19 protein-coding genes are annotated in these 19,022 nt (G+C 59.5%); 15 read left to right on the top strand and 4 right to left on the bottom strand.

All coding sequences use genetic code 11. The features are described from left to right. Window positions 1-295: 295 nt before the first annotated feature. The 7 genes from dapB (at window position 296) to HMPREF2792_RS05100 (ending at window position 10,155) form a co-directional block, all read left to right on the top strand. Window positions 296-1,042 carry a 4-hydroxy-tetrahydrodipicolinate reductase gene (gene dapB, locus HMPREF2792_RS05130; RefSeq protein WP_070524515.1) on the top strand — a complete coding sequence of 249 codons (747 nt, stop codon included), beginning with the start codon at window positions 296-298 and terminating at the stop codon, window positions 1,040-1,042. Next, a complete protein-coding gene (gene thyX / locus HMPREF2792_RS05125; protein ID WP_070531448.1) occupies window positions 1,042-1,791 on the top strand; it encodes an FAD-dependent thymidylate synthase in 750 nt (249 codons plus the stop codon). Before dapB ends, thyX begins: the two co-directional genes overlap by 1 nt. 71 nt (window positions 1,792-1,862) lie before the next feature. Further along, window positions 1,863-2,771 (top strand): 4-hydroxy-tetrahydrodipicolinate synthase, encoded by a 909-nt coding sequence (gene dapA, locus HMPREF2792_RS05120; RefSeq protein WP_070531446.1) that lies wholly within the window; start codon window positions 1,863-1,865, stop codon window positions 2,769-2,771. Between the two features lie 2 nt (window positions 2,772-2,773). Beyond that, window positions 2,774-4,846: a ribonuclease J gene (locus HMPREF2792_RS05115; protein ID WP_070531443.1), complete on the top strand. Its 2,073-nt coding sequence runs from the start codon at window positions 2,774-2,776 to the stop codon at window positions 4,844-4,846. Between the two features lie 43 nt (window positions 4,847-4,889). Next, complete coding sequence (locus tag HMPREF2792_RS05110) at window positions 4,890-5,531, top strand: TIGR03085 family metal-binding protein (protein WP_070531440.1); 642 nt, start codon at window positions 4,890-4,892, stop codon at window positions 5,529-5,531. Between the two features lie 77 nt (window positions 5,532-5,608). Further along, window positions 5,609-8,857, top strand: coding sequence for a DNA translocase FtsK (locus tag HMPREF2792_RS05105; RefSeq protein ID WP_070531438.1), 3,249 nt, complete (start codon window positions 5,609-5,611; stop codon window positions 8,855-8,857). 179 nt (window positions 8,858-9,036) lie between these two features. Next, entirely contained in the window at window positions 9,037-10,155 is a 1,119-nt protein-coding gene (locus HMPREF2792_RS05100) for a TerC family protein (protein WP_070531436.1), read from the top strand. Window positions 10,156-10,197: 42 nt separating this feature from the next. Here the strand turns inward: HMPREF2792_RS05100 and HMPREF2792_RS05095 are convergent, their stop codons facing one another. Continuing rightward, window positions 10,198-10,488: a YciI family protein gene (locus HMPREF2792_RS05095; protein WP_070524508.1), complete on the bottom strand. Its 291-nt coding sequence runs from the start codon at window positions 10,486-10,488 to the stop codon at window positions 10,198-10,200. 47 nt (window positions 10,489-10,535) lie between these two features. Here HMPREF2792_RS05095 and pgsA point away from each other — a divergent pair, with 47 nt between their 5' ends. The 4 genes from pgsA to HMPREF2792_RS05075 all read left to right on the top strand — a co-directional run bounded on the left by pgsA (window position 10,536) and on the right by HMPREF2792_RS05075 (window position 12,944). Next, complete coding sequence (pgsA, locus tag HMPREF2792_RS05090) at window positions 10,536-11,126, top strand: CDP-diacylglycerol--glycerol-3-phosphate 3-phosphatidyltransferase (RefSeq protein ID WP_198530296.1); 591 nt, start codon at window positions 10,536-10,538, stop codon at window positions 11,124-11,126. Further along, the gene (locus tag HMPREF2792_RS05085; protein WP_070531433.1) at window positions 11,123-11,608 is read left to right on the top strand and encodes a nicotinamide-nucleotide amidohydrolase family protein; all 486 of its coding nucleotides are present in this window, start codon (window positions 11,123-11,125) and stop codon (window positions 11,606-11,608) included. Before pgsA ends, HMPREF2792_RS05085 begins: the two co-directional genes overlap by 4 nt. A 45-nt stretch (window positions 11,609-11,653) precedes the next feature. Beyond that, window positions 11,654-12,001 carry a helix-turn-helix domain-containing protein gene (locus HMPREF2792_RS05080; protein ID WP_070531432.1) on the top strand — a complete coding sequence of 116 codons (348 nt, stop codon included), beginning with the start codon at window positions 11,654-11,656 and terminating at the stop codon, window positions 11,999-12,001. 106 nt (window positions 12,002-12,107) lie between these two features. Next, entirely contained in the window at window positions 12,108-12,944 is an 837-nt protein-coding gene (locus tag HMPREF2792_RS05075; protein ID WP_070531429.1) for a PspA/IM30 family protein, read from the top strand. Between the two features lie 2 nt (window positions 12,945-12,946). On the opposite strand, the gene HMPREF2792_RS05070 is transcribed toward HMPREF2792_RS05075, so the two are convergent. The 3 genes from HMPREF2792_RS05070 to HMPREF2792_RS05060 are packed head-to-tail and all read right to left on the bottom strand — an operon-like array spanning window position 12,947 to window position 14,840. Further along, window positions 12,947-13,561 (bottom strand): energy-coupling factor transporter transmembrane component T family protein, encoded by a 615-nt coding sequence (locus HMPREF2792_RS05070; protein WP_070531425.1) that lies wholly within the window; start codon window positions 13,559-13,561, stop codon window positions 12,947-12,949. A 5-nt stretch (window positions 13,562-13,566) separates the two neighbouring features. Beyond that, window positions 13,567-14,259, bottom strand: coding sequence for an energy-coupling factor ABC transporter ATP-binding protein (locus HMPREF2792_RS05065; RefSeq protein WP_070531421.1), 693 nt, complete (start codon window positions 14,257-14,259; stop codon window positions 13,567-13,569). Window positions 14,260-14,264: 5 nt separating this feature from the next. Beyond that, on the bottom strand, window positions 14,265-14,840 hold the full coding sequence (locus HMPREF2792_RS05060; protein ID WP_070524504.1) for a biotin transporter BioY: 576 nt from the start codon (window positions 14,838-14,840) through the stop codon (window positions 14,265-14,267). Between the two features lie 228 nt (window positions 14,841-15,068). Here HMPREF2792_RS05060 and HMPREF2792_RS05055 point away from each other — a divergent pair, with 228 nt between their 5' ends. From HMPREF2792_RS05055 to miaB, 4 genes are all read left to right on the top strand, one after another. Further along, complete coding sequence (locus HMPREF2792_RS05055; RefSeq protein ID WP_070531417.1) at window positions 15,069-15,473, top strand: hypothetical protein; 405 nt, start codon at window positions 15,069-15,071, stop codon at window positions 15,471-15,473. Between the two features lie 238 nt (window positions 15,474-15,711). Further along, window positions 15,712-16,845: a recombinase RecA gene (recA, locus tag HMPREF2792_RS05050; RefSeq protein WP_070531414.1), complete on the top strand. Its 1,134-nt coding sequence runs from the start codon at window positions 15,712-15,714 to the stop codon at window positions 16,843-16,845. Window positions 16,846-16,854: 9 nt separating this feature from the next. After that, entirely contained in the window at window positions 16,855-17,454 is a 600-nt protein-coding gene (gene recX / locus HMPREF2792_RS05045; protein ID WP_070531411.1) for a recombination regulator RecX, read from the top strand. An 8-nt stretch (window positions 17,455-17,462) separates the two neighbouring features. Then, the gene (gene miaB / locus HMPREF2792_RS05040) at window positions 17,463-19,013 is read left to right on the top strand and encodes a tRNA (N6-isopentenyl adenosine(37)-C2)-methylthiotransferase MiaB (RefSeq protein WP_198530295.1); all 1,551 of its coding nucleotides are present in this window, start codon (window positions 17,463-17,465) and stop codon (window positions 19,011-19,013) included. Window positions 19,014-19,022 lie beyond the last annotated feature (9 nt).

Below are 19,022 nucleotides of genomic sequence, written 5' to 3'. Positions count from 1 at the left end.
CTAGAAACATGAGTTAGAAGAAATGTTCTAACAATGATTCTACCGACCCTCACCACACATAGCCATAGCCTGTAATGAATTCACGTCAAGTCGTTACTACAAACGGGGGTAGTCGCGTCACATTAGATTGGATGTGCGATATAAATGTGGCAGGTTGTAAAACCGCCTAAACGCCAGTGAACTACCCAATTGGTCGAGGTTTATGGCGGCCCTCTCTGCCCTGTCCAAAACCCTGCCGGCGGCGGGGATAGACTGGGCACAGCTAACCGTATGAACACGTATGAAGGGATTGTGAATGACTATCAAGGTGGGTGTCCTTGGCGCTAAGGGCCGCGTGGGGCAGGCAATCGTGGAGGGCGTCAACGCTGCAGAAGATCTGGAGCTTGTCGCTGAAATTGATCGCGAAACCCCGCTGGAGAAGCTAGTTGAAGCAGGCGCCGAGGTTGCCGTCGACTTCACTCAGCCCGCTTCGGTTATGGATAATCTTGAGTTTTGTATCGCCAATGGAATCCATGCTGTTGTCGGCACCACGGGCTTCGACGAGGAGCGGCTAGCCAAGGTAGAGGAGTGGACTAAGAAGGAGGGCGCTGGCAACGTTCTCATCGCTCCGAACTTTGCTGTCTCAGCTGTATTGACCATGGTGTTTGCTGCCCAAGCGGCGAAGTTCTTCGATAGCGCCGAGGTTGTTGAATACCACCACCCGAATAAGCTTGACGCGCCGTCCGGCACGGCGGTTCATACTGCGCAGGGAATTGCGAAGGCTCGTAAGGAAGCTGGCCTGGATGCAATGCCGGACAAGACCGAGCAGTCCCTTGACGGTGCGCGAGGTGCAGACGTTGATGGCGTCCACGTCCATGCAGTTCGCATGCAGGGAATGGTGGCGCATGAAGAGGTAATCTTCGGTACCCAAGGGCAATCCCTGACCATCCGCCAGGATTCCTATGACCGCTCTTCCTTTACTCCCGGTGTTTTGCTTGGTGTGCGCGAGATTTCCTCCCACGCAGGTTTGACCGTGGGGCTTGAGAAGTATCTGGGGCTGTAATGGCAAAGGTCTCTGAGCTTGATGTCCAACTCATCGCGGCAACGGCGTTTCATGCACCACGAGGGGTGGATTGGAAGGCGGACGAGGGGGCGTCGGAAAGCGAGGCTTTAGTCGAGTTTGCTGGGCGTGCGTGTTACGAGTCCTTCGATAAGCCAAATCCTCGTACCGCGTCGAACCAGTCTTATTTACACCACATCTTGGAAGTGGGCCACGACGCGCTTCTGGAGCATGCCACCGCGACGCTGTATATAAGAGGGCTGTCGCGCTCGGCAACGCATGAGTTGGTGCGCCACCGGCACTTCTCCTTCTCCCAGCTTTCACAACGCTTCGTACACTTCGACGAAGCAGAGGTCGTGCTGCCCAAGTTCATTGCAGAAGATGAGCAGCTAACGCGGTTAACGCTACAAGCGGCTGATGAAGCGAGGTTTGTCTACGAAGAGCTTCTCGACGCCCTCGAGTCCAAACTGGAAGAGGAACCAAACGCATTGCTTCGTAAGAAGCAGGCGCGGCAGGCAGCGCGTGCGGTTTTGCCCAATCTCACAGAGTCCCGCATAGTAGTGACCGGCAACTACCGTGCGTGGCGCCACTTTATCGGCGCTCGGGCAACCGAGCAGGCTGATACTGAGATGCGCCAATTGGCGGTGACATGCTTGAAGCTGTTGAGAGAGCAATCGCCGGTGCTTTTCGACGACTTCCACATCACCACTTTGTCCGACGGGACCGAAATGGCTTCGAGCCCGTACGCTTAAAGGCTTTGCAGGAGACTCGCGCACGACCCCGATGCGGCCAATATGGGCGAAAGCGGGTAATCTTGACGCCTATGAGCACAGGTATGACAGCACAGACAGGCGTCGACACCTTCGGACGCGTAGGCGTAGCTATGGTCACTCCATTTGACCAGGATGGCGCCTTGGACGTGCCCGCTGGCCGTCGCCTGGCAGCTCATCTGGTTGATAACGGTATTGATTCGCTCATTTTGGCTGGGACCACGGGTGAGTCACCGACGACGTCATTGGATGAGAAACTGGAGCTGTTTGCAGCTGTAAAGGAAGAGGTAGGCAGTCGCGCTAAGCTGTGTGCGGGAGCGGGAACCAATAACACCGCCACCAGCATTTCAGCAGCGCGCGCTTTCGCTGATGCGGGAGCAGACAGCCTCTTGGTTGTAACTCCGTATTACTCCAAGCCTTCCCAAGCCGGTGTGTATGCGCACTTTAGCGCTGTCGCTGACGCCGTGGACCTCCCCATTTGTCTGTATGACATCCCTGGCCGCTCGGGCATTCCGATTGAGACGGAGACCCTTCTTCGCCTCGCGGAAGTGCCGAACATCAAGGCCGTCAAGGACGCCAAGGGCGATCTTGTAGCGGCTGCACCGCTTATCCAGGAAACCGGATTGGCATGGTACTCCGGAGATGACGGGCTGAACTTGCCGTGGCTGGCCCTCGGTGCTTCAGGCGTTATTTCCGTGATTGGTCATATTGCCCCGCGTGCCCTGGCTGATCTCTATGTGGCCTTCGACGAAGGTGATATCGCACGTGCACGAGAGATCAACGCGAAAACTTTGTCCCCGCTCGTCGAGGCGCAAGGCCGCCTCGGAGGAGCAACTCTTGTTAAAGCTGCCTTGCGCCTGCAGGGCATTGAAGTTGGAGAACCTCGTCTCCCGGTTTCCGCGGCTGACGCGGATGAGATCGAGGTTCTCCGTCACGATTTGGAAAAGGCTGGAGTCCTTTAAGAATGACTGAATCCCGTAACCGTTCCCGCAAGGTGACCCGTAAGGCGGGTCCGCCTTCGGAGACCGAGACCGCCTCGAATGAGGCGGCTTCGCCGGTTTTCCAAGCGCCGAAGGAATCGGCTGCTTCCGGCGCATCCTCTAAGGAGTCTGGAAGCTCTGACGACGGCAACCGTCGCTCCCGTTCTCGTGGTTCCCGTGGCGGCCGTGGTCGCGGCCGCGGCGGCAACAACAACCACAACAACGGCAATAACAACAACGGTGGTCGTAACAACCGCAATCGCAACAACAACAACCGCGGCCGTCGCAACGTGCCTAAGTCCATGCAGGGCGCGGATCTGACCAAGCGTCTGCCGGAGCCGCCGAAGCAGCAGAAGGACTCTCTGCGTATCTATGCCTTGGGCGGTATTTCCGAGATCGGTCGAAACATGACCGTCTTTGAGTACCAGGATGAGATGCTCATCATCGACTGTGGTGTGCTCTTCCCGTCCTCCGGTGAGCCTGGTGTGGACCTGATTCTCCCGGACTTTGGCCCGATTGAGAAGAAGATTCAAGAGGTCAAGGCGCTCGTCGTAACCCACGCGCACGAGGACCACATTGGTGCTATCCCGTGGCTGCTGAAGCTGCGCCCGGATATCCCGATTGTGGCATCCCGCTTCACCATTGCGTTGATTGCTGCCAAGTGTAAGGAACACCGCCAGAAGCCGAAGTTCGTTGAGGTCAATGAGAAGTCCGATGTGAATTACGGTCCGTTCCGTTGCCGCTTCTGGGCAGTGAACCACTCCGTCCCGGATGCCCTCGGCGTCATGCTAGGAACCCCGGCTGGCAACATCATCCACACCGGTGACATCAAGCTGGACCAGACCCCGCTGGATAACCGCCCGACGGATCTGCCTGCTCTGTCGCGCTACGGCGACGAAGGTGTGGACCTCATGCTGTGCGATTCCACCAATGCCAACATCCCGGGTGTGTCCGCCTCTGAGGGCGACATTCCGGCAACGTTCAAGCGCCTGGTTTCTGGGGCAAAGCAGCGCGTGATCATCGCATCCTTCGCCTCGAACGTCTACCGCGTGCAGGCTGCTATCGACGCCGCCGTGGCCGCAGGCCGCAAGGTTGCGTTCAACGGCCGCTCCATGATGCGCAACATGGAAATCGCGGAGAAGATGGGCTTCCTGAAGGTTCCGCGCGGCACCATCATCCCGATCGATGAGGCAGCCAAGATGGCTCCGCACAAGGTGCTGCTCATCACCACCGGTACCCAGGGCGAGCCGATGGCGGCGCTGTCCCGCATGGCCCGTCGTGAGCATCGCCAGATCACCGTCCGCGATGGTGACCTCATCATTTTCTCCTCCTCCCTGATTCCGGGTAATGAGGAGGCCGTGTTCGGCGTTATCAACATGCTGTCCCAGATTGGCGCTGAGGTCATCACGAACAAGGAAGCTAAGGTCCACGCCTCCGGCCACGGCTATGGTGGCGAGCTGCTCTTCCTTTACAACGCTGCACGCCCGAAGAATGCCATGCCGGTGCACGGCGAGTGGCGCCACCTGCGTGCAAACAAGGAGCTGGCAGTCTCCACTGGTGTGGCCCGTGATCGCGTGGTCCTTGCGCAGAACGGCGTTGTCGTCGATCTGCGCAACGGCCGTGCTGAGGTCGTCGGCCAGATCCCGGTGGGCAACCTCTACGTCGATGGTGTGTCGATGGGTGATGTCGATGCCGATACCCTCGCGGACCGCACCAACCTGGGCGCCGGCGGTGTCGTTTCCATCACCTGTGTCATCGATAACCGCACCTCGCGCCTCCTTGAGCACCCGACGGTGTCCACGACGGGCTTCTCCGACGATGACCGCGGTATCGTGCCCGAGGTCGCCGAGATGGTGGAGAACACCATGAACGACCTCGCCGCTGAGGGGGAGAACGATACCTACCGCATGGTGCAGAAGCTGCGCCGCAAGGTCTCGAAGCTCATGGACTCCAAGTACAAGCGCGAGCCGGTGATTCTGCCGACCATCGTTCCGACGAACTCGGATATCCTGCTGCCTGACGACGACGAAGTTCAGGCTTCCCGCGAATCGCTCTAAAGCTAAGGCCGCAAGCGCCCCAGTGTTCCCGCCTCCGGTGGGTATGCTGGGGCGCATGTCGTTTTCTTCAGCAGAGCGCGCCAAGATGGTGGCGTTGTTCCATGAGCTTGGCCCTGATGCCCCGACGTTGTGCGAAGGGTGGACAACCCGGGACCTAGCAACGCATTTGTGGGTGCGTGAGAACCGCCCTGATGCTGTGCTCGGTTCCTTTATTCCAGCGCTGTCCTCTCATGCACGGAGCGTCGCGGATGGGGTCCGCGAAGGCATGACGTATGAGGAGCTGGTGGATGCGTGGGGGAGGGGAGCATCTAGGTTTAGCCCTCTGCGCTATGCAGACTCCGTGTTCAACGCGGCCGAGCACTTTGTCCACCATGAGGATATCCGCCGAGCTAATGGGCGCATTGAACCAAGAGATCTTTCACGCGCAGTTAACAAAGAGCTACTGGCGCCGTTGAAAATGCTAGGCACAAAACTGCTGTCGCACTCGCGCCTGCCCGTTGTCCTGGAGCCACAAGGTTTCCCGCCGATCGTGGCTGCGGATAGACACCGTGTGTCTGGACAAGGCGACGCTGTGGTTCGCGTACGAGGTACCGTGTCCGAGGTGCTCTTGTGGGCCTTCGGCCGCGACGTCGCTGATGTCGAGATTGAAGGCGATGAATCTGCAATCGTAAGGTCAAGCCTGTAGGCTGAACTGCTAATTTTCTTCGCCATACGTGTGTGGCGCATGTTGTTAATGGGGCTTTTGCTACTAGAGTGGCAATCATGTCTGTCAAGAACGCTCCGTCTCGCGCCTCCGGCCGAGGTCGCACGGCCAATCGCTCGCGACCGTCGGGCCGCACAAGCTACTCGCTGACGTCTGCTACCCGCGCTGCCGAGACCTCCGAAGAGAGGACCGGCAGCGCCTTTCGTGCCGTTGGTCACGGACTGGGCACCGTATTTGGCGCTACAGCCCGGGGCATGGGGAGTATGGCGCGGGGAGTCGGGCATGGCCTCGCCGGACTCAAGCCAGCTGAAGCGAGAGATCGGGACGAGGATCTTTATGATCCCGCTTATGATGCGTCCTATGACGAAGAGGCTTTTGATGATTACGACGATGTGAGGGAGCCAGGGGAAATTTCTGGACGCGCGAAGAATAAGAGAACTAGCAACAGGGCTGAGGGTGGCGCCTCGTCGAAAAGCAAGGTGACCCGTGCCCAGGACGTTGACGGCGAGATGCCGACGACCATCATGGAGCGCCCCGCCCGGGTAGAGAAGAGCATTCGCGTCTCCAACCCGGATGCGGTCGCGCTCGTGCTGATTGGTGTGGCCATCGTCTTGGCATGCGCTACGTGGTTCCAGGTGGCTGGCATTATCGGTGAGTACCTCACCAATGCTGTGCGCTATGTGATTGGCGCGGGCGCCTATGTTCTTCCTGTTGCGCTCATCGCCGTAGCTATCGCGCTCATGATGGATCTTTCCGGCCCGGCCGGCCACTTCAAGCCGCGCGTGGTTGGCGGCACGGCCCTCATCGTGGTCTGCATGCTGAGCCTTATCCACATCTTTGCTGGGCTCCCGGACCTTACGTGGAATAAAAACGCCGCCGGTGAGGCCGGAGGCGCTATCGGTTTTGCTATTGGTGAGCTGCTCGTAGCAGCCTTCTCTAGCTACGTGGCCGTGCCGTTGCTCTTCCTGTTGATTGTCTATGGGGCGCTCAACATCACCGGCATCACCCTGCGCGAAGCCTATGACTTCGTGGCTGTTCAATTCTCTGCGCTCGTCGGTGGACTCCGTGACCGGAAGGACCGCTCGGAGCATGAGCTGCTTGACGACGCCTCCGCAGATGACTACGGCTATGTCAGCGATGACATCGACGCCATCGCCGAGGGGCGCGAGCGCCCCACGCGCCCGGTCCATACCCCGCGTCCGCGTCAGCGCCAGCGCACGCAGCACACGCAGAGCTACCCGGCTCTGCCGGATGAAAACGCCACGGTCTCCTTTGACTCGGCGGCACAGCCCACGAAGCAGGAACCGGTCCAACATGGCCGCCCCTCCTTTGATGCCGTGCCCGAGCGCCGCGTCGATGACACCGACGAGATCCCCGTTGTTCCGGCGCCGGAGCAGAAGCAGAAGGCAGCACCGAAGCCTGTCGAGAAGCCGGTTGAGAAACCTGCGCACAAGCCTGCACAGCAGAAGCGTCCCCGCGTAGACGTTGGCGGTGCCGCCGGTGCGGCGCTGGGGGCGGCAGCCGCGGGGGCGTCGGCAAGCGCAGCGTCTGCTGGGGCGGCCGGGGAGGACGTTGTCTCTGCCGCACACTCCGAGGCCGTTCGTATGTTCCAGGAGCGTTCCGGGCGCGATGCGCGCACGGGCGCCAAGGTCGACGAGGATGTTCAAGACGCGGCGCAACAAGCACCCGCGGCCCCGAGCGGTGCGGAAGATACCGCACTGGGAGGCGGTTATGACGTGCCGACGACTGACCTGCTTACGGCCGGCAAGCCTGCGAAGGCTCGCACGGAGGCCAACGACCGCATCATCGAAGCCATCACTGAAGTATTTGAGGAGTTTAAGGTCGATGCCCAGGTCACCGGGTTTAGCCGTGGCCCTACAGTGACGCGCTATGAGATTGAGCTGGGGCCAGGCGTCAAGGTTTCGAAGATTACGAACCTGCAGTCCAATCTGGCTTATGCAGTGGCGACGGATAACCTGCGCCTGTTGACCCCGATTCCGGGCAAGTCTGCAGTCGGTATCGAGGTGCCTAATGCGGACCGTGAAATGGTGCGCCTGCGTGATGTTTTGGATTCCCCGGCACTGCGTGCTGATGACGATCCAATGCTCATTGGCTTGGGCAAGGACATCGAGGGTCAATTCACCTCTTTCTCGGTGAAGAAGATGCCGCACCTTCTCGTGGCCGGTGCAACCGGTTCAGGTAAGTCGGCGTTCGTGAACTCGATGCTGGTCTCGCTGCTCACTCGCGCGACCCCGGAGGATGTTCGCCTCATCCTGGTGGATCCGAAGATGGTCGAGCTCACGCCCTACGAGGGTATCCCGCACCTCATCACCCCAATCATTACGCAGCCAAAGAAGGCTGCTGCGGCCCTGCAGTGGCTGGTGGAGGAGATGGAGCAGCGCTACATGGACATGCAGGCTGCCCGCGTGCGCAAGATCGAGGATTTCAACCGCAAGGTTCGCAGCGGCGAATACCAGGCCCCGGCCGGCTCCCAGCGAGAGATGCGCCCGTACCCCTACATCGTGTGCGTCGTGGACGAGCTCGCGGACCTCATGATGACGGCGCCGAAGGAGATCGAGGACTCCATCGTCCGCATCACCCAGAAGGCGCGCGCAGCTGGTATTCACCTCGTGCTCGCAACACAGCGCCCGTCCGTGGACGTGGTCACCGGCCTTATCAAGACCAACGTGCCGTCCCGCCTGGCGTTCGCGACGTCCTCGCTCACGGACTCCCGCGTCATCTTGGACCAGGGTGGTGCCGAGAAGCTCATCGGTATGGGCGATGGCCTGTTTATCCCCCAGGGCGGACGCCCAGTGCGCATGCAGGGCGCGTTCGTCTCGGATGAGGAAGTGCAAGCGGTTGTCGACGCCGCGAAGGCACAGGGCGCACCGAACTACACTGAAGGTGTCACGGAGGATAAAGCCAAGGACGCCAAGAAGGAGATCGACGAGGAGATCGGCAAGGACATGGACGACCTCTTGGAGGCCGTCGACCTCGTGGTCACGTCCCAGCTGGGTTCCACCTCGATGCTCCAGCGCAAGCTGCGCATCGGATTCGCCAAGGCCGGCCGCCTCATGGACCTCATGGAATCACGCGGTGTGGTTGGGCCTTCGGAAGGCTCCAAGGCCCGTGAGGTGCTGGTCAAACCGGAAGAGCTCGACACCATCATTTGGATGATCAAGGGAGCTGACCCGGCAGAGGCACCGAAGGAAGTCCAGGAAGCTGAAGGCACTGACGGTGCTGACGAGGAGTCAGCAGATACCCGCACCGTCGAAATCTCTGCCAACCCCTCCACAGGTGCGTTCTAAGTTCCGTGTAGGATAGGACGAGTCTTGGAGGGGAGTACCCCAATCCTCGGCGTCGATCGTCAACACGGCAACTGCGGTACAGTTCCCGGTCGCGCCGGCTAGCGTTGCTCTGCGTAAGCATCACTAGCGGGGGAGACCTCCGGTCTTTGTTGTCGCGTCGACCGGAGGGATAGCGCATTATGCACGTACCATTGTGGGTTTGGGCCATCACCATGGCGGTGATTCTGGGCTTTTTTATTTTCGATTTCTACAGCCACGTTCGCTCGCCCCATGAGCCTACGCTCAAGGAATCCGGTGGGTGGACGCTGTTCTATATGGCAATCGCCGTTGTCTTCGGCGGAGTTGTATGGGTGCTGTGGGACAGCGAACATGCCGCTCAGTTCTACACCGGTTGGGTGACGGAACAGGCGCTGAGCGTGGACAATCTATTCGTCTTCTCGCTCATCATGGGATCCTTCAAAATCCCCCGCAGATACCAGCAGAAGGTGCTCCTCATCGGAATCGTTTTGGCACTGGTATTCCGTCTCATTTTCATTTTGTTGGGCGCGGCAATTATCGCTGCATGGTCCGATGTCTTCTACCTTTTTGCGATCTTCCTTATCTACACCGCGGTGAAGCTGCTCATCGATGAGATCAACGACGCCCCGGAGACTGACCCCAATGACATGTTGGTGGTCAAATGGCTGCGCAAGGTCGTACACGTAACCCCGCGCTACCACGGCGATAAGCTCACCCATCGTGAAGAGTCCGGGGAGAAGAAGGGGAAGTTCGCGCTCACCCCGCTGTTCGTGGCGCTGGCGGCAATTGGGCTTATCGACGTCATGTTTGCCTTCGACTCCATCCCCGCCATCTACGGCATTACCTCGGAGCCCTTCCTAGTATTCACCACCAACGCATTCGCGCTCATGGGCCTGCGTCAGATGTTCTTCCTCATCGATGGCCTGTTGGACCGTCTGGTTTACCTGCCCTATGGCCTGGGTATCATTCTGCTGTTCATCGGCGTCAAGCTGTTGTTCCACGCATTGCATGAGAATAACTTGCCGTTCATTAATGGCGGTGAGGATGTTTCCGCCGTGCCGGAGATTTCCACGCTGATGTCGCTGTTGGTCATCGTCGGCGTGCTCGCAATCACTGTGTTGCTGTCGGTGTGGAAAGACAAGCGCGACCAAACTCAGGGTGGCGTGGTGATTTCCCACAACCACTACGACTGGGACGATTTTGGCAACAAGATCGTTCGTAACAAGCAGGGAGAGCTTGTGGGTAAAGCAGAGGACCTGCCGAAATCCGAGCTACCCTAACTCCGAGTGCTGCCCGAGTCCCGGGCAGCATGGGGGAAGAGTTTAAAAGGAATTGATAACGGGATTCCACTCGCGGAAGGCACGGCCCGTAACGGCGCCTTCGGTGTAGAAGGGATCCTGGTCCATGAGGGCGATTACCTCGGCCACCTCAATTGACTCGTCCTCAAACTGCAGGACGATGAGAGCCCCACCCTTGGAATCGGTGAAGGGGCCCGATCCGCAGATCTGGCCTTTCTCATGGAGCGCGCCGATGAACTCGCGGTGTTTCGGGCGAACATTTGCGATGACTGGGTTGGATGGATTGTATTCATAGGAGACAGCGAAGTACTTCATATTTTCCATGGTAGTGCTCGCGCGAGGGGTAGGGAGGCCACGGTAGGATGAAGGGCGTGAATGATTCTCAGGCTGCGCACAACCACTCTCAAACCGCGGATGTAAATCCCGAGGTCTCCAATTGGAATCTTCCCAATATCTTGACCAGTTTGCGCATCCTCTTTATCCCCTTGTTCGCCTGGTTGGTTTTGGCCGGACATGAGTGGTGGTCCTTTGTATGCTTTGCGCTCCTCATGCTCACAGACAAGCTGGATGGCGATATCGCACGCTCGCGTGGGCTCATTACAAATTTCGGCAAGATTGCGGATCCCATCGCGGATAAGGCTCTGATGACTGCGGCCTTCGTGTGCCTCAACATCACTGGTGCTCTGTCCGTGTGGATCACCGTCGTCATTCTCTTCCGTGAGTTCGGAATCACTATTTGGCGCTTCTTCTTGCTGCGCCAAGGAAAAGTGGTGCCGGCTTCCCAAGGCGGAAAGCTCAAGACAGCGCTGCAGACCTTGGCGGTGGCGTTGTATCTCTGTCCGCTGCCGGGGTGGATGGACCTTCCGAGCTTCCTCGTCATGTTGGCTGCCGCCTTCGTTACTGTCCTGACCGGCATCCAGTATCTCATTGATGGCCGTAGGGAGAACCAGTGAGCATCGAGGAGCAATTAGTGTCCAGGCTCCGTGAGCGCGGCGAAACCGTGGCGTTCTGTGAGTCCCTTACTGCCGGTTTAGCCGCTGCCACGGTGGCGAGCGTGCCGGGAGCCTCGGCGGTGTTGCGGGGCGGTCTGGTGACGTATGCGACAGAGGTCAAGGCACATTTCCTCAACACCACCGTGGAAGAGCTTGACGATCAAGGCGTGGTGTCCGCAGCAACTGCCGCGCAGATGGCTGAGGCCGCAGTTGTCGAAACGCGTGCGGATTGGGGGATAGGGCTGACTGGTGTGGCCGGGCCGGACCTCCAAGAAGGTAAACCTGCGGGAACCGTGTATGTGGGGCTGTGCGGGAGGGGCGACGGGGGCGTCGCCAAGCGCGGCGTCCTCTATGAGCTTTCTGCTGAGGGGCGCAACGCGATTCGTGCCGCTGCAGTTGAGGCAGCATTGAGTCTTCTCCTATCAACTCTTGAAGAAAAATAGTTGATTGTGGGAACAAGGAGGAGTGCTGGGCCGTTGTACGGAGTGATGAACACTTCAGTTGCATTACTTGATAAGCCCACCCAGACCAGCACGCGGTCGACGCGGACCCCTGAGCCGCTGTTGCGTGAAGCACTCGGACTGACGCTTCGCGCCTTCCGTGCGGATAAGGGCGTGACCCTTCGTGAGCTCGCCGGTGTAGCGCGCGTGTCCCCGGGATACCTTTCGGAGTTGGAGCGCGGCCGCAAGGAGGTTTCCTCTGAGCTTCTGGCATCCGTGTGCCATGCGCTTGATGTCAGTGTTTCCGATGTCCTCATCGAGGCCGCTGGCTACATGGCGCTGCCATCGATGGATGAGGAGCTAGCGTCCACCGCACCCGCAGCATCGGAACTGTAGAACCGCGGCGTAGCACTGCTTGCTTCGCTAATATTAGGCAGGCAGAGAATTCTTTTCGAACACTTTTTATAGACACAACGAACTGCTGAGAAAGGCACCTTCTGTTATGGCGAATCCATTCGTAAAGGCCTGGAAGTACTTGATGGCTCTCTTCGATTCGAAGATCGAGGAGAACGCTGATCCGAAGGTACAGATTGAGCAGGCAATCGAGGAAGCTCAGCGCCAGCACCAGGAGCTCTCGCAGCAGGCTGCGGCGGTCATCGGCAACCAGCGTCAGCTGGAGATGCAGCTCAACCGCCGTCTCAGCGAGATCGAAAAGCTGCAGCAGAACACCCGCAACGCTCTGAACTTGGCGGACAAGGCTCGTGCTGAGGGCGATGCGCAGAAGGCTACCGAGTATGAGAACGCAGCAGAAGCCTTCGCCGCCCAGTTGGTAACTGCCGAGGAGTCTGTTGAGGACACCAAGAAGCTGCATGATCAGGCACTGCAGCAGGCGGAGCAGGCTAAGAAGGCCGTCGAGCGCAATGGCATGGCCCTGCGTGAGAAGGTCAACGAGCGCTCGAAGCTGCTGTCCCAGCTTGAGCAGGCCAAGATGCAGGAGAAGGTTTCCGAGTCCCTCAACTCGATGAATGAGCTTTCTGCCAACGGCAACACCCCGTCCCTGGACGCGGTGCGCGACAAGATTGAGCGCCGTTACTCCAAGGCCCTGGGCCAGGCAGAGCTCGCGGAGAACTCCGTGTCTAACCGTATGCAGGAGATTGAGCAGGCTGGCGTGCAACTGGCTGGCCACTCCCGTCTCGAGCAGATTCGCGCGGAGATGAATAACCCGAAGGCCGTGGAGGGCAACTCCCAGCAGGCAATCGGCTCGGCAGGAACCCAGGCTCAGCCGAACGTGCAGAACGATGCCGTTCAGGCCCGCCTGCGCGAGCTGCGCGGAGAATAGGCTTAGTCGCCGACGCCGCGCGCTTGAAGCGCCTCACCCATGGCGCGTGCGCGGCGGATAGAGCGAATGATAACCGGGGTGCCAAAAGCGGTTAATGATGCCGTGGCGCCCCGGGCTTTTCGTGCGTCTAGCACCTCGACCACGGTTCCCAGCATGAGGGGAAGCAGTCGAATAGTCAGGGACATCGCCAGCGTGATGTTCTCAACGGGGACCCCGAGGCGCCCCAGCGGGGCAAGGGCGCGATCCAGGGAGTCCATCATCTCCGAGACCTTCGTCGTGAGCGTCAGCAGGACCGCCGCGCTAATCGCCGCGTAAATCGTGAGGAACATGATGGCAGCCGCCGTGAAGTCCTTCTGCCACCACTGAAATGCAGCGAGTGCGACGAGGAGATAGAGCGGCGGCGCGAGCTGGCCGAGCGCGACGCGAAAGGGAACCCGGGCAATGGGGAAGAGGGCAAGGGGGAGAGCGAGGCTTAGCGCTGCCCAGCTAATCGTGTGAACAGCCAGCGAAGTCACGAGGATGAAGCCGATGAGTACGAGGAATTTCACCGCGGCGGGGATGCGGTGGATGATGGTTTCGGCGTCGACATAGAAGCCGAGTGGGATGTTCTTGGGCATGATCGCTAGAGGGGGCGGGATTCCATGAGCTTCGTATAGAAGGGAATGACCTCGTCGGGTGTTCCATCGGCGGCTACGTGGTGGTCGTCAATGCACAGAACGCGGTCAAAGTCGGAGAGGAAGTCGAGGTCGTGGGTAACCACGATCAGCTGCTGCTCCAGGTTGGCGAACTCGCGGCGAATGCGGTCACGGTTGCGCAGGTCCAGCAGGGTCGTCGGTTCGTCGGCGATGATGACGGTCGGTTCCATGACCAGTACCGCAGCCAGCGCGAGGAGCTGTTTCTGCCCGCCGGAGAGCGAGTGCGGGGATTGTTCGGCCAGGGCCTCGAGGTCGAAGCGTTCGAGGGCGGCATCGACACGCGCGGTGCGTTCCTCCCGAGGCAGCTTGAGGCGCCGCAGGGAGAATTCCACATCATCGCGTACCTGCGGCATGACGATTTGGTTCTCGGCGTCTGAGAATACGAATCCCACGCGGCGCCGGATTTCTTTGCCGTGCTTGGCGACGTCCATGTTGTCCACCAAGACCTCACCGCGTGAGGGCTCACCGAGACCATTGATGAGCCGGACGAGGGTTGACTTGCCGCCGCCGTTGGCGCCGATGATGCCGATGCGTTGTTCGCTCAAGTTGAGGGAAACGTCGTTAAGCACCGGCGTCTCGTCGAAGGTGACGGACACGTTACGGAATTCAATGAGCGGCACGGGAGCTACTTCGCCTTAGCGGTGCGTCGGCCCATTAGGTCTGGGAACGCTGCGTGGACGCCGACCGCAATGACAACCATCACGGCGACCTTGATGAGATCGGGGATGAGGAATGGCCCTTGGGCGATGGTGGCTGCACCGAAGGACATGTCAGAGCGGTACATCAGGCCGAGAATTCCGCAGAAGTACTGGACGGCGAGGCCAACGACGCCGGCGATAGCGAGGATGAGCGTCATTCCACCCTTGTTGCGCGGGGCGCGGTAGGCGATGAGTCCGGCGATGGCCGGGGCGACCACATAGCCAACGAGGTAGCCAACCGTGGGGCCGGCGAGAGCACTCAACGCGCTACGTCCGCCGGCGAGGATGGGAAGGCCGACGAGGCCGAGGGCAATGAAGAGCAGGCCCACGAAGAGGCCGCGGCGCCCGCCGAGGACCAGACCCGCGAGGATGATAACCGCGTTTTGAAGAACGATGGGCACGCCCGCGGTGGGAGTGGGGATTGAGACAAAAGCAAAGACTATGATGAGCGCGGTAAAGACCGCGACGTACGCGATGTCAGTCGCGACGGAATTCTTTTTCATGGGCCAAAGCTTATCCAGTGCGAGAACTGCGCAGCAAATAGCACCTTTTGAACAGTGTTCAAGCACGTAGTTTAGGGCGCGCATCCACCCCGAACGGGGTATCTTTGGTGCATGGAAATTGGGCAGAAACAAGCGTGGCTTAATGGTCTAGGGTGCCTTAGGGCGCGCTATGGGGCAGTAGCACTTCTTTCCGGTGTGGCCATAGGTGGCCTAGCTGGATGTTCGTTGGTGAATTTCGCGAATGTCATCGAAAATATCGATGAGGCCGCTGGGGTCGAGGAAGGGGAGCCGGGAAGCGTAGACATGCCGATCGGTGACATCTTCGATTCGGAGTATGAACGGGTGATCATTATTTGCCCCGGCGCTACCGAAAGGGATGTCCTCGCCGCCAGCGATGGAACCTGGCAGGGAGGTACAGATGAGGATGATGAGTGGGTGCCACCGGCGGCGGGTAGCGTTGAGATCTACCGTGATGCGCAAGGGCCGGGGTATTCCAAGTATATGAGTAGCAGGGCTGACCTCGATGACCTGGATGTCTGCAGCTCGTTAGGGGAGGAGGTGGCCGTTCTTCAGACTGCTGAAAAGGTGACCTTCTCGCGGCACGAGCAGGACGGTCCTTGGGTAGTTCAGTAGTGGAGGCTGTCGCTGGGACACGCGCTTGGGCGAAATGGAAAATCGAACACTTGTGTGTGTATTGTGGGACGTGGTCCGGCGGGCACGTTAGGGTGACTTCGTGGCTTGAGGAGAGGGCACTAAGGCTGTTTGAGTCGCGCCAGGGAACCTCAGCTGCCACGTGGCAGTCTAATTAGGTGCCACTTTTAATTAACGCGTAAGAACGCACTACAACTGACGCACGATAGTGAGGAAATGAATGGCTACGAAGAAGAAGTCCTCGGCAGCAAGCAAGGGCGATGATCGTCAAAAAGCCCTTGACGCTGCCATGGCGATGATTGAGAAGGATTTTGGTAAGGGCGCCGTTATGCGCCTGGGTGATGATGATCGCCCGCCAATCCAGGCTATTTCCTCCGGTAATACGGCCATCGATATCGCATTGGGCGTCGGCGGCTTCCCGCGTGGCCGCATCGTGGAGATTTATGGTCCGGAATCCTCGGGTAAGACCACCGTTGCCCTGCACGCTATTGCATCGGCGCAGAAGACTGGCGGTATTGCGGCCTTCATCGATGCTGAGCACGCTCTCGATCCGGAGTATGCACGACTGCTTGGCGTTGATACCGATAACCTGCTGGTCTCCCAACCGGATACTGGTGAGCAGGCTTTGGAAATCGCCGATATGCTCGTGCGCTCTGGCGCCATTGACATCATCGTGATTGACTCGGTTGCTGCCCTGACCCCCAAGGCGGAGATCGAAGGTGAGATGGGTGATAGCCATGTTGGCCTCCAGGCTCGTCTCATGTCCCAGGCGCTGCGCAAGATGACGGGTGCTCTGTATAACTCGGGGACCACCGCCATCTTCATCAACCAGCTCCGTGAGAAGATCGGCGTCATGTTTGGATCGCCGGAGACCACGACTGGTGGTAAGGCGCTGAAGTTCTATGCTTCGGTGCGCTGCGATATCCGCCGAATCCAAACCTTGAAGGACGGCCAGGATGCCATCGGTAACCGCACCAAGCTCAAGGTTGTAAAGAACAAGGTCTCCCCGCCGTTCAAGATCGCTGAGTTCGACATCATGTATGGCGAAGGTATTTCGCGCGAGTCTTCCATTATTGACTTGGGCGTCGAACACGGCTTCATCAAGAAGTCTGGTTCCTGGTTTACCTATGAGGGTGACCAGCTGGGCCAAGGCAAGGAGAAGGCTCGTAACTTCCTCAAGGATAATCCGGATCTGGCGGATGAGATTGAGAAGAAGATCTTCGTCAAGCTCGGTGTGGGTGCTGCCGCTGCCGAGAGTGGCGACAACGTGGACATGGATGTGCCAGGAGCAGATGATCCGCTGACGGATGAGTCTGTGGATCTGGTTCCGAACGTCGATTTCGACGACGACTAAACGGGATCAATGGCACAACCCTCACCGGAGAAGATTGAGAAACTGCGCCAGGCCCTCGAATCCTATGAATCAGGTGACGCGGGCGGACAGCTAGTTGACGCAGAAGCCGAAGCTGCGAAGGCTCCCGTGCGTTCTCGTGCGCTCGGTCTGCTGGACCAGAGAGCGCGTTCCCGCAAGGAACTGCGTGACCGCCTTGTTGCTGCGGACTTCGAGCCCGACGTGGTCGAGGAAGTTGTTGATGACCTCGCAAATGTCGGCCTTGTTGATGACGCGAGCTTTGCCAAGGAATGGGTTCGCCAACGCCATGCGCGGCGCGGCAAGTCGTCCCGAGCCCTCAACGTGGAGCTCAAGGAGAAGGGCGTTGATGCCGCTGATCGGGCCGCAGCCTTAGAGCAGATTACAGAAGAATCTGAAGAGGCTGTCGCCCGCCAGGTCGCGGAGAAGAAGGCACGGACGCTTAAAAAGGTTCCGGCCGACCGGCATCAAAGGGACAAATTCCTGCGCCGCATCGTGGGAACGCTCGCGCGGCGCGGCTACAACCAGGAACTTGTCATGCGCATATCCATCGAGGCTCTTGATGCGCGCATCGCCGAATTAAAGGCATTATGAGTAGCCGGATGGGCCAGTTAGAATGTCCCCCCGTGAGCTCCCCCGTAAGTAATACTCAGCCCCGCACCTATGAGGTGCGGACTTTCGGCTGCCAAATGAACGTTCATGACTCCGAGCGCATCTCCGGTTTGCTCGAGGAAGCCGGCTACTCGGCGGCACCGGATGGCGCCGAGCCTGACCTCGTAGTCTTTAACACCTGTGCTGTGCGTGAGAACGCGGACAAGCGTTTGTATGGAACCCTAGGTGCGCTGAAGAAAACGAAGGAAAACCACCCCGGCATGCAGATCGCTGTGGGCGGCTGCTTGGCGCAAAAGGATAAGGACACAGTCCTTGACCACGCGCCGTGGGTCGATGCGGTATTCGGCACCCACAACATGGCGGCGTTGCCGACACTTCTTGAACGCGCCCGCCACAATGATGAGGCCCAGGTTGAAATTGTCGACGCGCTTGAGGCTTTTCCCTCCGTGCTGCCGGCCAAGCGCGAGTCCGCCTATGCCGGGTGGGTATCGGTCTCCGTGGGCTGCAATAACACCTGTACTTTCTGCATCGTTCCTTCCCTGCGCGGCAAGGAAGAGGACCGCCGCCCTGGCGACATCCTCGCAGAGGTTCAGGCCTTGGTGGACCAGGGCGTTTCTGAGGTGACGTTGCTGGGCCAAAACGTCAATGCCTATGGCGTCAATTTCGCTGACCCGGACCTGCCGCGAGACCGCTTCGCCTTTTCCAAGCTGCTGCGGGAAGTGGGCAAGATTGAGGGGCTTGAGCGCCTGCGCTTTACTTCCCCGCACCCGGCAGAGTTCACCTCCGATGTCATCGATGCCATGGCGGAGACCCCTGCGGTGTGCCCGCAGTTGCACATGCCGCTGCAGTCTGGCTCCGACAAGGTCCTCAAAGACATGCGCCGTTCCTACCGCACGAAGAAATTCCTGGGCATCCTCGACGAAGTGCGCGAGAAAATGCCGCATGCCGCCATCACCACCGATATCATCGTGGGCTTCCCCGGTGAGACGGAGGAGGACTTTGAGGCCACCCTGGATGTGGTGCGTCGCGCCCGCTTTGCCTCCGCGTTTACCTTCCAGTACTCGCCGCGTCCGGGAACCCCGGCTGCGGTCATGGAGAATCAGATCCCGAAGGATGTAGTGCAGGAGCGCTTCGAGCGCCTGGTAGCGCTGCAAGACTCCATCCAGGCCGAGGAGAACGCGAAGCTCATTGGCACCGATGTGGAGCTCCTGGTCCAGGCGGAAGGCGGCCGTAAGTCCGCCGAGACCCACCGTCTTACCGGCCGTGCTCGCGATGGCCGCCTCGTTCACTTTGCTCCCGTCGATGGTGAGGGCAAGGACATCTCCGCGGAGATTCGCCCTGGCGATGTCGTGCACACCACCGTGACGGATGCGGGCTCTTTCTTCCTCGTGGCCGATTCCGGTGTCAGTGAGCACCGTCGCACCAAGGCCGGCGACATGTCGGCAGCGGGGCAGACCCCCACCACGGCACCGATTGGGGTGGGGTTGGGCCTGCCGGGCGTCGGCAAGCCCAGCGCTCCCGCTGATTCCTGTGGCTGCTAGAAGGGAGTA

Origin of the sequence: Corynebacterium sp. HMSC068H04 (assembly GCF_001811255.1) — a bacterium.
GTDB lineage: Bacteria > Actinomycetota > Actinomycetes > Mycobacteriales > Mycobacteriaceae > Corynebacterium > Corynebacterium hesseae.
This window is presented reverse-complemented; position numbering and strand designations above follow the sequence as displayed.

What these genes read in the sequence shown, in the direction of transcription:
- dapB (WP_070524515.1), top strand. Translation starts at nt 296, where the DNA reads ATGACTATCAAGGTGGGTGTCCTTGGCGCTAAGGGCCGCGTGGGGCAG.
- thyX (WP_070531448.1), top strand. Translation starts at nt 1,042, where the DNA reads ATGGCAAAGGTCTCTGAGCTTGATGTCCAACTCATCGCGGCAACGGCG.
- dapA (WP_070531446.1), top strand. Translation starts at nt 1,863, where the DNA reads ATGAGCACAGGTATGACAGCACAGACAGGCGTCGACACCTTCGGACGC.
- HMPREF2792_RS05115 (WP_070531443.1), top strand. Translation starts at nt 2,774, where the DNA reads ATGACTGAATCCCGTAACCGTTCCCGCAAGGTGACCCGTAAGGCGGGT.
- HMPREF2792_RS05110 (WP_070531440.1), top strand. Translation starts at nt 4,890, where the DNA reads ATGCTGGGGCGCATGTCGTTTTCTTCAGCAGAGCGCGCCAAGATGGTG.
- HMPREF2792_RS05105 (WP_070531438.1), top strand. Translation starts at nt 5,609, where the DNA reads ATGTCTGTCAAGAACGCTCCGTCTCGCGCCTCCGGCCGAGGTCGCACG.
- HMPREF2792_RS05100 (WP_070531436.1), top strand. Translation starts at nt 9,037, where the DNA reads ATGCACGTACCATTGTGGGTTTGGGCCATCACCATGGCGGTGATTCTG.
- HMPREF2792_RS05095 (WP_070524508.1), bottom strand. Translation starts at nt 10,488, where the DNA reads ATGAAGTACTTCGCTGTCTCCTATGAATACAATCCATCCAACCCAGTC.
- pgsA (WP_198530296.1), top strand. Translation starts at nt 10,536, where the DNA reads ATGAAGGGCGTGAATGATTCTCAGGCTGCGCACAACCACTCTCAAACC.
- HMPREF2792_RS05080 (WP_070531432.1), top strand. Translation starts at nt 11,654, where the DNA reads ATGAACACTTCAGTTGCATTACTTGATAAGCCCACCCAGACCAGCACG.
- HMPREF2792_RS05075 (WP_070531429.1), top strand. Translation starts at nt 12,108, where the DNA reads ATGGCGAATCCATTCGTAAAGGCCTGGAAGTACTTGATGGCTCTCTTC.
- HMPREF2792_RS05070 (WP_070531425.1), bottom strand. Translation starts at nt 13,561, where the DNA reads ATGCCCAAGAACATCCCACTCGGCTTCTATGTCGACGCCGAAACCATC.
- HMPREF2792_RS05060 (WP_070524504.1), bottom strand. Translation starts at nt 14,840, where the DNA reads ATGAAAAAGAATTCCGTCGCGACTGACATCGCGTACGTCGCGGTCTTT.
- recA (WP_070531414.1), top strand. Translation starts at nt 15,712, where the DNA reads ATGGCTACGAAGAAGAAGTCCTCGGCAGCAAGCAAGGGCGATGATCGT.
- recX (WP_070531411.1), top strand. Translation starts at nt 16,855, where the DNA reads ATGGCACAACCCTCACCGGAGAAGATTGAGAAACTGCGCCAGGCCCTC.
- miaB (WP_198530295.1), top strand. Translation starts at nt 17,463, where the DNA reads ATGGGCCAGTTAGAATGTCCCCCCGTGAGCTCCCCCGTAAGTAATACT.